At 71.3% G+C, this 15,072-nt stretch carries 9 protein-coding genes; all 9 read left to right on the forward strand.

Going from position 1 to position 15,072, the window contains the following annotated elements; all coding sequences use genetic code 11:
• Window positions 1-204 precede the first annotated feature (204 nt).
• The 9 genes from ACH4XV_RS24715 (at window position 205) to ACH4XV_RS24755 (ending at window position 14,816) form a co-directional block, all read left to right on the forward strand.
• On the forward strand, window positions 205-1,299 hold the full coding sequence (locus tag ACH4XV_RS24715) for an alpha/beta hydrolase (RefSeq protein ID WP_395793277.1): 1,095 nt from the start codon (window positions 205-207) through the stop codon (window positions 1,297-1,299).
• Between the two features lie 155 nt (window positions 1,300-1,454).
• Window positions 1,455-2,216 carry a ParA family protein gene (locus ACH4XV_RS24720; RefSeq protein ID WP_395793279.1) on the forward strand — a complete coding sequence of 254 codons (762 nt, stop codon included), beginning with the start codon at window positions 1,455-1,457 and terminating at the stop codon, window positions 2,214-2,216.
• A gap of 62 nt (window positions 2,217-2,278) precedes the next feature.
• The gene (locus ACH4XV_RS24725) at window positions 2,279-3,022 is read left to right on the forward strand and encodes a hypothetical protein (protein WP_395793281.1); all 744 of its coding nucleotides are present in this window, start codon (window positions 2,279-2,281) and stop codon (window positions 3,020-3,022) included.
• A gap of 575 nt (window positions 3,023-3,597) precedes the next feature.
• Window positions 3,598-6,426 (forward strand): hypothetical protein, encoded by a 2,829-nt coding sequence (locus tag ACH4XV_RS24730; RefSeq protein WP_395793283.1) that lies wholly within the window; start codon window positions 3,598-3,600, stop codon window positions 6,424-6,426.
• Window positions 6,427-7,792: 1,366 nt separating this feature from the next.
• On the forward strand, window positions 7,793-8,254 hold the full coding sequence (locus tag ACH4XV_RS24735) for a hypothetical protein (RefSeq protein WP_395793285.1): 462 nt from the start codon (window positions 7,793-7,795) through the stop codon (window positions 8,252-8,254).
• A 473-nt stretch (window positions 8,255-8,727) separates the two neighbouring features.
• Entirely contained in the window at window positions 8,728-9,498 is a 771-nt protein-coding gene (locus tag ACH4XV_RS24740; protein ID WP_380003988.1) for an SDR family NAD(P)-dependent oxidoreductase, read from the forward strand.
• 1,049 nt (window positions 9,499-10,547) lie between these two features.
• Window positions 10,548-11,867 carry a hypothetical protein gene (locus tag ACH4XV_RS24745; RefSeq protein WP_395793287.1) on the forward strand — a complete coding sequence of 440 codons (1,320 nt, stop codon included), beginning with the start codon at window positions 10,548-10,550 and terminating at the stop codon, window positions 11,865-11,867.
• A 184-nt stretch (window positions 11,868-12,051) separates the two neighbouring features.
• Entirely contained in the window at window positions 12,052-12,534 is a 483-nt protein-coding gene (locus ACH4XV_RS24750) for an NUDIX domain-containing protein (RefSeq protein ID WP_395793289.1), read from the forward strand.
• Window positions 12,535-12,836: 302 nt separating this feature from the next.
• Window positions 12,837-14,816 (forward strand): IPT/TIG domain-containing protein, encoded by a 1,980-nt coding sequence (locus ACH4XV_RS24755; protein ID WP_395793291.1) that lies wholly within the window; start codon window positions 12,837-12,839, stop codon window positions 14,814-14,816.
• Window positions 14,817-15,072 lie beyond the last annotated feature (256 nt).

The following is a 15,072-nucleotide window of genomic DNA, read 5'->3' on the forward strand; positions in this document are numbered from 1 at the left end:
ACGTGCCGGTGGCCGGCGCCACCGAGCCTGGGTGGCCCGAGCCGCCGTTACCGGATCTGCGTGGGCGGAGGTGAATTGCTGAAGGCGCGAAACGGGTGCCTCGGCGCGGCCGAAGTGTCCGTGCGAGTGGGGGTGAAGCGGATGGTGGCAAGGTTTGGAGAGGATTGCGGCCGAGCCTCCGCGTAGTTGGGGATCGTTGGCTGGGTGGTGGAAGTGGCCGGCAGGGTTGGGGTTATGGGTGATGGGGATTTTGGTGGGTTGGCTGATGGTGAGCTTGCCGCCTATGTGGATGCGGAGCGGCTTGGTTGTGGGCCCTCGGTTCGGGAATTGGGTGTTGTCGAGGTTCGGCGGCGGCAGGCGGTGCGGGTTGCCGGGCGGGTGGCTGGGCCAGGGCTTGCCGAGGTTCGGGATGTCGAGGTTGGCCGCCGGAGTGTGAGTGGGGTGGCGCTGGGTGGGTTGCCCGGCGTTGATGTGGTGGCGGGTGATGCGTCGTTGGGTGCTTCCGCGGGGGGCGGGGCTTCGGGCGATGTGGTTGCGGGTGGGGTGGTTTCCGTTCGGGGTCGGCTTTACCGGCCGACCCTCGATGCGGTTCCGCTGGTGGTTTATGTGCATGGGGGGATGTGGAGCATCGGTGGTTTGGAGTCGCATGATCGGCTGTGTCGGCGGCTGGCTGTTGCCGCGCGGGTTGCTGTGTTGGCTGTCGACTATCGGTTGGCGCCCGAACATCCCTGGCCTGCCGGGATCGATGACGCTGTTGCGGCGTTTCGGTGGGCCGCGGAGCATGCGGGTGAGTTGTGTGGTGCGGTCGGGGTGCCGGCGATTGCGGGGGACAGTTCCGGTGGGCACTTGGCTGCGCTTGTGTGTTTGCGGATGCGTGATGAGGGTGGGCCGATGCCGGCTGCGCAGTTTCTTGCGTTTCCCAATACCGACTTGACGTTGTCTCGGCCGAGTACGCGGGAGAAGGCGACCGGCTGGGGGCTGACGACGGATGCCGTGGCGTGGGGTGTCGAGAACCTTGTGCCCGATCCTGTTCGGCGTGCCGATCCGGGGGTCAGTCCGCTTTTCGCCGCTGATCTGGCCGGGTTGCCGCCGGCGGTGGTTGTGACCGCCGAGCATGATCCGCTGCGGGATGAAGGGGATGAGTACGCGGATCGCCTGCGTGGCGCTGGGGTGCGGGTTCGGCATCGGTGTGAACTCGGGATGGTTCATGGGTTTTTGACCATGGAGCTTGTTTCGCCGGCGGCGGATGCGGCCGGTGGTCGGTTCTTTGCGGACGTGGCTGATTTCTTGTTCGGCTGAGGAGGATGTGAGGGATTCAAGGGCGGGTGGGGGTATGGCTGGTTTGTTCGGGCTTGCGGAGTGTCGTTCGTCCCGAATGGGGGTTGCTCCGTGGGGGTCTGGCATGCTGGGTGGTGTCCGAGTACCCGTTATGGGGAAGCCAACGGAGGTCCCAGATGAGCCCTGCCCGCCGGTCGACGGCGCCGCCGTCGAAAGCCAGAGTCGTGGTCGTCATCAACCGCAAGGGTGGTGTCGGCAAGAGCACGATCGCGGTGAATCTGGCCGCTGTTCAGGGTCAGAACTTCACCCCCACCGGACCGATCGATCCGGATGCCGACGCGCCTGTGGTCGCCTGCGGGATCGACCCCCAGGGGTCGATGGAGGACTGGGCGGACCGCGTTCCCGAGGAACTGCTGCCGTTCGACTACATGTCCACCAAGGGCAAGCCCGGCATGCTGGCCGAGTTGAAGGCCGACCCGAGTGTTGCCCGGATCGTGGTCGACAGCCCCGGCTTCATGGACACCGACCCCGAGGCCGAACTCGCCACCGACCCGCTGGGCCACGGCGCGGCGGCGGACGCGCTGCGCGACATGCTCGAGGTGGCGGACCTGGCGGTGGTACCGATCACGCCGGAGTTCATGAGCTGGTCGCCCAGCGAGTACACGATCGAACGGGTGCTCAAGCCGCGCGGGATCCCGTACATCGCGGTGGTCAACCTGTGGGACCCGCGCGACGGTGAGACCGACCGGGCGCGGGTCGAGGCGTGGATAGACGAACGCGGATATCCGCGGGCGCGGGAACCGATTCGCAAGTACAAGATCCACGCTCATGCGGCGGAGGGCGGGCTCGTGGTCACCCAATACAAGGAGAGCGGTACCGCGTTGCGTGCCCGAGAGGACTTCTACAAGCTCGCCCTCGCGATCGAGCAGGCGCTCTGATGGGCCGGCAGCGTACCCCCCGGACGGCCGCCGAGCCGCGTCGACTGCGTACCGCCGCCGACATGGCCAAGGAACTGCCCACGCCGTTCCGGCCGTTGTCGGACAGCCCGGTTCTGATCGACGACGAGCAGCGGCAACTGGCCGCGTGCGAGGCGGCGATCGAGACGTTGCGGGTCGCGTTCTGGGCGGCGGGCAAGGCGCTTCAGATCGTTCGCGACGCGCGGTTGTACCGCACGCGTTACGAGAGCTTCGAGGAGTACTGCCTCGATCGCTGGGACATGCAGCGTAGGTATGCGGACCGGCTGATCCAGGCGTGGCCGATCGCCGAGGCCTTGAGTCCAATTGGACTCAAGGCGGTGAACGAGGCCCAGGTGCGCGAACTGGTCCCGCTGGCGGGGCGGTACGGGAACGAGGCCGCGGTGACGGTGTATCGCACGGTTGCGGAGGCCGAGTTCGTGCCGCTGACCGCGTCGGTGCTGCGGGGTGCGGTCGCCGCCATCGGGGATGCGTTCTCGCCTGCCGCCGCGGTGGAGCAGGTGCGGCGCTACCTCGATTCGCTCGGCATCGAACCGGCGGAGCCCGAGGGCGAGCGGGTGGTCGACTACACGGCCAAGGCCGCGGACACCATCCCGCGCCGCTGGCTGAGTACGCTCGCGCGGCAGGATCGCGCGGCGGCGGTGGCGTATCTCGACGAATTGGAGCGGCAGGTTGCCCAGGCTCGACGGGAGCTTGCGGAGGCGGATGGGGACGTCGGTGACGGGTCGCGGGGCGGGCGGGGCGCGGATGAGGATGCCTTGAGCGCGTAGGGGCGAGCGGTTGGCGGTTTGGCGGGTGGCGGGTGGTGGTTGGCCGTTGGCCGTTGGTTGCTGATGGCTGACGGGTGACGCTTGGCTGTCGCGTGGTTGCCGGGCAGTGGCAGTGGGCTGCCTGGTGATGGTTGTTGGGCGATGGTGGCCGGCCGGCGGCGGTGCCTTGGTGAGTCCAATTGGACTCGGTTGGATTCGCTTGGACTCGCCGGGACTTGGCCGGCCGTCGTTGGGCTTGCTTCGTTGCGGTTGGACTCGTTTGGGCTCGCCGGGATTCGGTCGGCTGCGGGTGGGCTGCTGTCAGGGCGGCTTTGGGTGGCCTGGGCGGTACGTACTCCTGCGTGGCCGGAGTTCCTGTGTCCGAAGCGTTGCGGCGGGCGGGATGTCTGCGGCGTCTGATCGGATCGCCCCGGGGGGCGGGCTCGGTTCGGTAGCCGAATCGCACGTTGCGCCGACCTTCGATCGGATCACACGCCGGTGATTCGGGCCCTTTCCTGCGGTCGTATCACCCACGGACACGAGCACTTCCCGAATCGGACCCGCGCCTCGCGCGGGACGAAGGAGTTGTCGTACAGATGCTGGACCTCGCGCGCTGGGACTGGTCCCGGGACTGGCCCTACCTGGCCGGAGCCCTCGTCGTGCTCGCGTCGGCCGTCCTGATCGAACGGGCACGCCGCCGGGCCGTCGCCGAGCGGGCCAGGGTCGCCGCGTTGCCCGAAGAGGCCCGGAAGGCGCTGGAGAGCGACCGGGCCGCGACCCGGGATCGGCGCGGCCGGCGGGTCGAGGACCTGCTGACGGCGGGCGTCGCGGCCGCTGCGGCGGGCCTGTCGGCGGCGCAGTTGGGCAAGTTCGGTCGGGACGTCATGGGCCTGACCGGGCCGTGGGCGTATCTGCCCTTCGTCGCGCTGGACTTCGCCGCGGTGGTTTGCGCGTTGCGGGCCCGGCGGCGGGCCTCGCGGGGCGCGGCGGCGGGGTTGTCCGGGGCGTTGGTGTGGGTTCTGGCGCTGTTGTCGGCGTCGATGTCGGCCAGCGAGGGGGCCGGCATCGGCGAGATGTTCGCGTTGGGCATCTGGGCGCCGATCGCGGCGGTGTTGTGGGAGTTGGGCCTGGCCGAGGAGCGCCACGCCCGGACCGCGCGGGCCGACCGTCGGGTGGGCTGGATCCGCTGGTTGCACCCGATCGAGCGGGTCCTGGTCCTGGCGGAACTGGCGAGCGACGAACACCTCGGCGCGGCCGATGCGACCGAGCGGGTCCGGGAGCGGCGTGCCGCGCGAGCGCTGTACCGGCTGCGCCAGGCCACGGAGGCCAGGGACGCGCGTGCCGGGACGGGTGGGGCGTCGGCGCGGTCGGTACGCGGGATCGACCGCCGGTATCGCCGCGCCGAGGCATTTGCCCAACGCACCGCGTCCCGGGTGCGGTTGGCCGACGCGGAGGTGGAGGCCGCGGTGCTTCCGCAGCTCCGAGTCCTGGTCGACGTCGGCCGGTTGGCCACGATGACGTGGCCTGCGCCGGGGGCCGCGGACCCGCGAGTGGCTGAAGCCGCGCCGACGCCGAGGATGCCACGGCCGCGTGTGGGCGACGCGGATGCGGGCGCGGACACGGTGCCGCCGAACGGTGATGGCCGACACGACGATCTCGGCCACGGATCGGCGGTGGTGTCCGCAGGCGGGCCCTTTCGTCACGAGGTAGGCGACGATCGAGGGCGATTCGGGGCGGTGGCGGGGCCGGGTCGACCGCGTCCGGACGATGGGATGTACGCCTCGTCGGACACCGGGCACCCGGACGCCGGCGCATCGACGGGCGTCCTTGTGTCCGGTGTCGCGGGTGGCTCGGACGCTCGTGGCGTGGCGTCGCGAGGCGTTGCGCATGCACCTCGCGAAGTGCCTGCGGGCCGGTCGGCCGCCTCGGACATCCACGGGCGGTTGGCGGGTCGGCCGAGAGAGATGGATGGCCGGATGCCGGTGTCCGGTGTCGCGGTGTCCGGTGGTGTGTCCGACGAGGTGTCCGCCGGTCGGGTCGCCGCTTCGGACATGCGCCGGTGGCCGACGGACGTCGCCGATGCCGTGGTGGTGGGTGCCGGGGGCGGGACCGTCGGCCGTGACGCGCCCGCCGGCCGAGCGACCGCGTCGGACATTTACCGGGAGCCGGTCGGCGACGACTCGGCGGTACGCGACGTCCTGGTGACCGGGTGGCCGGTGGCGGATGTCGCCGTGGCTGGTGGTGCGGTGTCGGGTGGCGTCGTGTCCGGTGGCCCCGTGTCCCGTGCAGCTGATACGCGTCGCGACGTGGTGACCGGATGGCCGACGGAGGCGGACGGCCGCCATGGGGCGTCCGGTACGCCGCATGGCGCGTCGGACACTCGCCGGCGGTCGGCTGGTGTCGTGTCGCCCGGAACGGCGCATGGCGCGTCGGACATTCACCGGCAGTCGGCCGATGGCGTGGCCGGGGCCGCGTGGCCGGAGGAGACGGGTGGGCAGGTGCCGGTGTCCGGTGCGGCCGATGCCGATGCCGATGCCGATGCCGATGCCGTGTCGTCCGGCGGTGTCGGGACACGGCGCCGGGTGGTGGCGGATTGGCCGGAGGGTACGGAGGTTCGCCGAGACGGCTCGGGCTCCGGCGGGCGGTGGGACGTGACGGTAGCGTGGCCGGACTCGGCGGACGGTGGCCGGGACGGGGGTGTCGTGTCGCCGGATCCGGGGTCGGTCGGCGTCACCAAGGGCGCCGGGTCGCGGGGGGCTTCGCGGGCGCCCTCCGAGGGCGATGTGCATCACCATACGTCGGCCGCCATCGCGGCCGACGTCACGGATTTGCGTCACCGGGCTGCGGCCGGGTCACCGGGTGAGGCGCATGCTCCCCACGACGACGATGCGGGCGCGGATCGGGGACGGCGCGCCGACGGCCCGGCGCCGCGTTCCGATGCGCGCAGTGGGTCGACTCGCGCCGGGGCCGCCCGGGCCGACACGGCGCGCCGCCGGGCCGCGACGCGGCCGACGGTGTCGGATGTACCCCCGGCCGACGCGCCGTCGCCGAACACGATCCCCGAACCACGAGCGACCGAGGGTACGGGGGCCAACCGCCGGAGCGCCCTCGCCGATGCCGATGCCGACACAGCGCCCTCGGACACCGCGTCCCCCGCCGTCGAGACGACGCCCAGCTACGACTTCCCGCGCCAGGGCCACGCCGTCGACGGCACCCCGCTCACCAGCGCCGCACGTCGCGACCCCCGGATCCTAGGACTGGTCGCCCTCCTCGCCGCCGAAGCCGACGTGACCGGCGCCGAGGTCGGCCGCCGCCTCGGCGTCAGCAGCCGAACCGGCCAACGCCTCCTCGGCCTGGCCCAGGACGAACTCGACGCCCGGCGCAACCACGCCGACGACCCCGAACTCAGCGACGCCGGCATCTGACACGAGTCCGACGCCGAGGCGATGGCGACCCGTTGTCGGCCGTTCGCCGAGGCCCTACCTCGACGCGCGGCGCGGTGCGGCGTGCGTTTGCGCGGTGGTCGGCGCGGGCTGATTCGCAGCGGAGCGGAGTGGCTTGCCAGGGTCGCGCGTTGCGGGGAGGGGTTTGGGTGGCGGTGAAGCGGATGGTTTGCCAGGTGCGCGGTGATGCCCGAGTCGTCAGGGACGGGCGGCTCGCCGGGGTCGTGCGTTGTGGGGCGGGTTTGAGTCGCGGTGAGGCGGGTGGCTTGCTGGGGCGGGGTTTCGGTGGGGGCCTGAGCTATGGCGGAGCGGAGTGGCCTGCCGGGGTCGTCGGGGGCGGGGCTCGCCAGGGTGGCGGGTTGTGGTGTGGGGGCTGAGTCGCGGCCGGAGCGGAGTGGCTTGCTGGGGTTGGGCGTTGCTGTGGGGCAGGGCCTGGGTCGCGGCGGTTGCGCGTTGTGGGGTGGGTCCGGGTCGGTTGCGGAGCAGGGCGGTTTGCCAGGGTCGCGGGTGGTTGCGGGATGGGCCCGAGGCGCGTGGGGAGTGGGCGGCTTGCCGGAGTCGGGTGCCGTGGTCGCAGGAGTCTGGGGGGTGAATAGGGCGGCTCGGGGTGCCCGGAGTCGTGTTCGCGGCGTTGCTTCTTGTTGGGCGCTTCGCGCCGGCTCGCGAGGCACTACTTTTTCTTTCCTCCGCTTCGCTCCTCCAAGAAAAAGCGGCCCCTCGCTCGGGGCTGGGTGCCCCTCCGCTTCGCTCCGGGTCACCCAGCCCAAGTTCTGCGGCTCCGCCGCTCTCCGCGCTGCGCGCGTCGATCCCGGGGGCCGCCCGAGCCGTGGGCGCTGACGCGCCTGGGGGTCGGTGGCTCGTAGACGTCCGAGTCGGGGACGACGGCCTGGAGGCTTTGCTCCGTCGCGCCGGCTGCGGTCGACCCACAGCCAGTTTTGCTCCGGTCCTGCGACCCACACTTGGCGGCTTCGCCACACTCCGTGCTCCGCACGGCGATCACCACGGTTGGCCATGGTCGTTGGCACTGACGCGCCGCGCATGGGCGGCTTGGCAACCGTCCGAGTTGCGGGGGCGGGCCTGGGCGCTTTGCCGCGTCGTGCACGCCCCGGGCGGCTTTCGGACGGAGTGCGCGGGCCGAGGTGGTGCGGTGCTGATCGTCGGCGGCCCGACGCGTGGGTGCCGACGTGGCCGGGGGCCGCCAGTTCGTGCGGGTCGGGTCCGCCGGTGATGAGCCGGGTGGCCCGCACGAACTACGCACCGGGTTGGATGTATCGGCCGTGGTCTCGATGTCAGACTCGGGTGTCGGTTCGGTGCCGAGATCGGGGGATGAGCGCATGGACGAGGTCGGATGACGCACACGGCGCGAAGGGTCGTTGTGGGGATCACGGCGGCGGCCGGAATGCTGATCGGCGCGTGCGGCCTCGGAGACGGTGACGACAAGGACGAAAAGGCGGCGCACCGCTGTGAACCGACGAGTTCCGTCGCAGCCGATCTGTTGGCGGTGTTCCCGCAGTTGGGCTCCGTGACCTCCGCCAAGTGGTGTGTCCGGGCCATGGGTACGCCCGACACGGGGCGTGTGACGGTGCCGGGGCCGCACGACTGGGGCTACTACGGCGTCGTTCATCTCGCCGATACCGTCGCCGCGGAAGGGTGGGGGCAGTGGCAGGCGATCGCCGGTCCGCCGACGGAGGAGATGCCGAGCGCCTTGCGTTCGCTCGTACCCGAACACGGCCGGTGGTCGTACAACGGGGCGGGTGCCTACTTGGATCGTTCCTCCGCGACGATCGTCCTGAGCGGGGCATCCGGATGACGGCTCGGCTTCAGTAGTCCCGAGTCCTGACGAAGACGAAGGCGTTTCGCTTGTCGGTGGGTGACGGGACAGGCGGCGAAGCCGAGGCAGGCGTCGTGGGTGTTCGCGCTGGGCGGTCACGGGCTTGCCGCCCCGTGCCCGCACGAGGTGCTGTCCCACCCGGTCGCGGACGTGGGGACCCGGCGAGCGAGCAGCGGTGGAGTTCGGTCCCGAGGGGCGGGCCTGGGCTCGATCGGGTGACCACCGCTTCGGTGGGGAGCGCACTCGGCCGATGGACGTTCGCATCCACCGTTGCTGCTCTTCGTGCGGCGGCACACCTGCTCCTCCACCGCCGGTCGGTTGGCGGTGACGGGTGGGGAAGTGGGTCTGGTTTCCCCAACTTGGCTGTGGCACGATCCGTCACCTCTGGTCGTGGGTGCGTTGTCGTGCCCTTTCGATCCGTCTTCCGAATCCTCGTCCGATGGAGTGAACGCATGTCGATAGCCCATGTGTCCGGCCGGTTCGACGGTAAGACCGCGGTGGTCACCGGAGCCGGGTCGGGGGTCGGGCGGGCCACCACGTTGCGGTTGGCGGCGGAGGGGGCCAACGTGTTCGCGCTGGACATCGCGGCGGCGTCGTTGGCCGAGACCGCCGAGGCGGCGGTCGGGCTTGCGGGCAAGGTGGCCACTCGGGTCACCGACGTGGCGGTACGGGACGAGTGTTTCGCCGCTGTGGCGGCGGCCGTGGCGGAGTTCGGTGGGATCGACGTGCTGGGCAACGTGGCGGGCATCGCGCGGGCCGAGCACGTGCTGGAGGTCACCGAGGCGGACTACCGGCGGATGATGGGCGTCAACATCGACGGCTACTTCTTCATGTGCCAGGCGGCCATCCCGCACCTGCTCGAACGGTCCGGCAACGTGGTCAACATCGCGTCCAACGCCGGTGTGATGGGCCTGGCGTACGGCGTCGTCTACACCATGAGCAAGGGCGCCGTGGTCCAGCTGACCCGGTCGCTGGCCTGGGAGTTCGCCAAGCAGCCACTGCGGGTGAACGCGATCGCGCCGGGCGGTATCGACACCAACCTGGTGGCCAACTACCAGATGCCCGCGGACGTGGACTGGGACCTGGTCGGCCGCGCCATGACGCCGCGCCCGATGGCGCAGCCGGAGGACATCGCGGCGATGTTCTCGTACGTCGCCTCCGAGGAGGCCCGGAACGTACACGGCGCGATCCTGCACAACGACAGCGGTCTGACCGCCGGCTGAGCCGACGAGACGACGCGGGACGACGCGGGAGGGCTCGACTCGGCATCGAGCGACTCGATACGACGCGACTTGATACGACGCGATACGACTCGATACCGGACGGCACCGTTCGCCGCCCCGAGACTCCGCGCCCCCGCTCCACCGGCGCGATCCGGCCTCAGGCGCGTGGCCGAACAGCTCCGGCGTGCGCAGTACGGCGGCCGTCGCCGCGTCCGAGGCAGGGCCGGTACCACCGCAACGCCCAGGCACGGGCGGCCGGTTCGGCAAGCGGCAGCGGAGTGGCGGCCTCGAAGGTGATCCGTGGCCGGGATCCCGCCTCCGTGCACGCGCGTTCCAACACCCCGCGCAACCCGCTTCCGCGCGGCCGGCTGATCAGCGGCCGAGCAGCCTTCACCGTATGACCGACCGCCGCGCCCGCGCCGACACGGCCGCGCTGTCCACCGACGAGCCGGTCGCGGCGTTGCGGGACAACGCCGAGTCCCACCGTGGCCCTGGGGCACGACGTGCTCCACGGCCTCGCCATCGCCATCGCGATCGCCATCGCCCTGAGCCCCGACCGGCCGGTCCCGCAGGAGCGGCTGCACCCGCTGCCGGATGCGATCGATCCCCGGGGTCTCCGGTTCTCGAGGCACCCTGGCCGCTGTCCGGCTGCGTGCCGACGAACGACCTCGGCCGGGCCTGCAAGAGCGCCGCCGACGCCCCGCCGACCGGCGCCACGCAGGACCTCCGCCGCGTCGCCCTCGGCCGCAGACTTCCGCCGGCCCGCCGGCGCACCGGCACGGCGAGCACCGGGACCGCTTCACCACCACCTGAGACCCACCGCCTACACACCGTTCGCGCCCACCACCCCCGCACACCCCCGGCATCCGCCCGGCGGCGTGGGTCAAAGTTGCGACGGGCGAGGGACGGGCGAAGAGTTGTTCTTGTCGATCCATGTGCACTTGTTCGACACATGTGCACCGTCACGCGTGCACCGTTCGATACACGTGCGCCGTCACATGCGCACCGTCGAGGCTTGAGGTCTCCGGTGCCTGCGGGCAGCCGCCTCGGTGATCGAGCCGACAGCGGCCGAGACGACAACGGCACAGCAGCAACGTCCCCACTCGACTGGATTCGTCATGTCCAAAACTGCCCGGCGACAGATATCCCGCATCGTAGGCACGTCCTGTCTGGCTGCCGCATTGGCGCTGCCGACCGCCGCCGCCGCGGCCGGCGCGCCCCAGGTCGCCTCGCCCGGCCAGGCCACGAGCGGCATACCCGCCGACACCCCCGAACCGCCGAACACTCCGCAGGCGCCGGCGTACACACCGCCCCCGCCCAACACCCCGAACGCGCCGAAGACCCCGAACTCCCCCAACGCGCCGAACACGCCGGGGACGGGGACGGGGACGCACAGCGCCCCGGGCAACCCCTCGTCGGGGACGCCGAGCACACCCGGTCCGGGCGGATCGTCGCATCCGCCCAATCAACTGCAACAGGTCGCGCCGCCGCCGGATCCCAAGACGGACCCGGACGGCGCGAAGCGGGAGGTGGAGGCCGAGATCGACAAACTGAACGTCCCGCCGGATGTGAAGCAGAAGCTGAAGGAGGGGCTGAACACGGCGGTGAACGCGATCAAGAATCCGTCCACGTCCACCGAGGACCGGGACAGGTATGCCGAGGCCGTCTCGGCGATCAATCAAACGCTGAAGGCCATCCAGGACCCGACGACGTCGGCGCCGGACCGGGCGCTGTACACGAAGGTCGTGCAGGGCGTGAACGAGGCGCTGCGGCGGAGCCAGGACCCGAAGTTGGCCGTGGGGGAGCGAGCCGATTATCTGAAGACCGCGCAGGGCGTGGCCCAGATCATGGTACGGCTCCAGAGTCCGACCTTCCCGGCGGCCGACCGAGGGTTCGCCATCCAGGTCGTGACGCTGATCAGTGACGCGTTGCTCGCCTCCAAGGACCCGAAGACGGCGCCGAAGAAGCCGGCAGACCAGCAGCAGATCCAGAAGGTCATCCAAACGACCGCGGCGGCGGCCACGCAGGCGACCGCGACGCTGCAGGACCCGAATGCGTCGCCGCAGGCCAAGGACGCGGCCCGGCAGACCCTGGTCACGCAGGCCAACGTGCTCCAGAACCCCAAGTATCTGGAGTTCATCAACGAGGTGAAACGCTACAACCCGAGCGCGGAATGCCTCACGACGATCGAAACGCGCACTCGTCAGGCCGGTTGGCCGGACGGATCCCTCTGGGGTCTTTCCGACGACACGTGCAGCGACGCGCTGACCACGGCCGTCGCCGACAGCAGCAGCAAGTGGAACGCACTGTTCACCTGCGTGCAGCAGAACGCGTTCTCGACCTGTCCGACGTACATTCCCAAGGACTGACCGACTCCCGAGAATCGACCGAAGCGGCCCTCCACGGCCCCGCCGGCTCCAGGCCGGCGGGGCCGTGGAGGCGTTGCGGCGGTGACCCGGCGCCGGGACCGGTACCCACGAGGCCCGCGCCCCGCCGCCCCACCACCCGCCGCCCCCACAGCCGCAGCCCTGGCCCGGCGCTAGGCTCGACGAAATGACCCGAGACTTCCTGCCGCCCGAGCAGTGGTACGAGCAACTGCCCTCCCTCTACGCCGCCGCCTCCGCGCTGATCACCGACGCCGAGGACCGGGTCCTGGTGGTCAAACCCAACTACCGGGACTACTGGAACCTGCCCGGTGGCTTCGTCGACCGCAACGAATCACCCCACGACGCCTGCGCGCGCGAACTCCGCGAGGAGCTCGGGCTCGACGTCGCCGTCGGAGAGTTGCTGGTGATCGACTGGGTACCCGAACTCGAGCCCCGGCCCCGCCCGTTGACCGGTTGGATGTTCGACGGCGGTACGTTCTCCCCCGACCGGATCGCGGCCATCCGGATCCAGGAGGACGAACTCGACGACCACGCGTTCGTCACGGTCGAGCGGGCCGCGGAACTGCTGCCGAGTACGGTCGCCCCGCGCGTCCCGGCCGCGCTGCGTGCCCGCGCTCAGGGCCGGACGGTATACCTGCCCAGGGACTGAGCGGACCGCCCCCGATCCCCGCCCCAACGACCTCCACTTCAGCGCCTCTACATCAACTCCCGCCCCCATGAGGCGATTTCGCCGTTAAGGCCGCATCACCGCCCGCCGACCCGGTACGTTTCGGGCGATGCACCGACGAATCGCGATCCGTGATTCGCGGCCGTCCGGCACCACGGCTCGGCACCGTTGCCGGGCGTGGCGCCGGATTCGGGTGGGGGCCCGAGTGCTGCACTGCGGGGTGGGGATCGGTGTGCCCCGATGGAGCCGGCCGGGTGCGCTCCATCGTCAGGGAGGGGATTCCGATGTCACACGATCTCGCAGAGCCCGCCGACCGGTTACGGCACCCGCGCCGCCCGGCCCGACCCCACCGTCCGATCCGACCCCACCGTCCGCGGACCCGCCCCACGTTGCCCGGCCGGCTGATCGCCCTCGTCGCCGCCGCGGCCCTCGTGCTCGCCGGCCTGATCGCCCAGGCCGTGCCCGCCGCCGCGGCCCACCCGGGCGTGGCCCTCTACGTGGCCAACTCCGGCTCGGACACGGTCTCGGTCATCGACGCCGCGAACAACACCACCACGGCCACCGTCCCGGTGGGCCGGGGCCCGTACGGGCTCGCCGCGAACCACGCCGGCACCCGGGTGTACGTCGCGAACTTCGACTCCGGCGGCATCTCGGTGATCGACACCGCCACCGATGCGGTCGTCGCCACGATCGCCACCGGCGGCGCACCGTTCGCGATGGCGATCGACCCGACGGACACCCGGCTGTACGTGGCCCAGGGCAACTCCGTCCTCGCCGTCGACACGGCGACCGACACCGTCGCCGCCACGATCGCGGTGGGCACCGGCCCGATCGCGGTACTGGTCGCGCCGGACGGGGCACACGTGTACGCGGTCAACAACGCCGGACGCAGCGTCTCGGTGATCACCGCCGCGACCGGCGTCGTCGGCACGACCATCACGCTGCCCGGTACGCCCGACGGGGCCGCGCTCAGCCCCGACGGGCGTCGGCTGTACGCGGTCGACAACCAGTCCGGACTGTGGACGCTCGACCTGACCGCCGGCGGCCTGCTGGTCGCGACCGTGCCGGTCACCGACGCCAGCAACGTCGCGGTGGATCCGACCGGAAGCCGGGCGTACGTCTCCGCGTTCCCGGCCGAGGTCAAGGTGGTCGACCTGGCCACGAACACGGTGGTCGACAGCGTGGCGGTGGGCGCGTACCCGGCCAACCTGACCCTGCACGTCGCGGGCCGATATGTGTACACCGCCAACACCCAGTCCGGCGACGTGTCCGTGATCGACGGCACGACCGACACCGTGGTGGCCACGGTCCCGGTCGGCTCCACCCCCTATGGCATCGTCGTCGTCGGCGTCCCGCAACCGCGCACCGTCACGTCGGTGCGCCCCAACTCCGGCCCCACGGCCGGTGGTACTTCCGTGACCGTCACCGGCACCCACCTGACCGGCACCACCGCCGTCGTGTTCGGTACGACCCCGGCCGCCGCGTTCACCGTCGTCGACGACACCACCCTCACCGCGACCGCGCCCCCCGGCGCACCCGGCACCGTCGACATCACCGTGTCCGGCCTCGGCGGCACCAGCGCGACCTCGGCCGCCGACCGCTACACCTACCTGCCCGCCCCCACGGTCACCGCGGTGAGCCCGAACTCCGGCCCCGACACCGGAGGCACGGCGGTCACCGTCACCGGCACCGACCTCGCGGGCGCGACCGGCATCACCTTCGGCCCGGGCCGCCCCGCCACCGCCGTGACCTGCACCGCCACCACCTGCACCGTGACCGCCCCGCCCGGTCCGGCCGGCCAGGTCGATGTCCGGGTGACCACGGCCGGCGGCACCAGCGCGACCGTACCGGCCGACCGCTACACCTACATCGCGAGCGCGGCCGACGTGTCGGTGGTCCTCCAGGCCAACGGCGTCGGCGGCCTGTTCGGCGCACACATCGACTACACCGTCACCGTCACCAACCGCGGCCCGAACACACTCGCCTCGGCGACCGTCACCGCGCCGCTGCCGTCCCCGATGACCGCGACCTCACCGGACTGCGCGGTGGCCAACCGCACGGTCACCTGCACGGTCGGCCCGCTGGCCAAGGGCGCGGCAACCACCCGCCACTTCACCGCCCCGGTCGCCCTGCTCAACCTGGGCCTCGGCTACGAGGTCACCGCGACCCGCACGGCGAGCACTCCCAACGACCCCAACCCGGGCAACAACTCCTCGTCGACATCGTGCACGGTGGTCACCTCGCTACTCATCCTGTGCTCGTAGGCCCAAGTACCAAGGCGCCCAAGCACCAAGGCACCAAGGCACCCAAGCGCGCGTACTCGCCTACTCGCGCACGTACATCGCACACATGCACATACGCACATACGCACGCACGCACACGCAGCTACACACGTACGCGTGAGCCCCCACCCCTGCGGCGGACCGGAAAGAAATCCGGTCCGCCGCAGCACATCCCGGCCCATCTCCGCGCGTCCGGGATACGCCCACCGCGAACGTGATGACTTCCGCTGTCCCCGAA

Origin of the sequence: Embleya sp. NPDC020630 (assembly GCF_044334985.1) — a bacterium.
Classification (GTDB): domain Bacteria; phylum Actinomycetota; class Actinomycetes; order Streptomycetales; family Streptomycetaceae; genus Embleya.

Bases quoted from the DNA above. Each gene is read 5' to 3' on its own strand.
- ACH4XV_RS24730 (WP_395793283.1), top strand. From the start codon at position 3,598: ATGCTGGACCTCGCGCGCTGGGACTGGTCCCGGGACTGGCCCTACCTG.
- ACH4XV_RS24740 (WP_380003988.1), top strand. From the start codon at position 8,728: ATGTCGATAGCCCATGTGTCCGGCCGGTTCGACGGTAAGACCGCGGTG.
- ACH4XV_RS24755 (WP_395793291.1), top strand. From the start codon at position 12,837: ATGTCACACGATCTCGCAGAGCCCGCCGACCGGTTACGGCACCCGCGC.
- ACH4XV_RS24725 (WP_395793281.1), top strand. From the start codon at position 2,279: ATGGCCAAGGAACTGCCCACGCCGTTCCGGCCGTTGTCGGACAGCCCG.
- ACH4XV_RS24720 (WP_395793279.1), top strand. From the start codon at position 1,455: ATGAGCCCTGCCCGCCGGTCGACGGCGCCGCCGTCGAAAGCCAGAGTC.
- ACH4XV_RS24735 (WP_395793285.1), top strand. From the start codon at position 7,793: ATGACGCACACGGCGCGAAGGGTCGTTGTGGGGATCACGGCGGCGGCC.
- ACH4XV_RS24750 (WP_395793289.1), top strand. From the start codon at position 12,052: ATGACCCGAGACTTCCTGCCGCCCGAGCAGTGGTACGAGCAACTGCCC.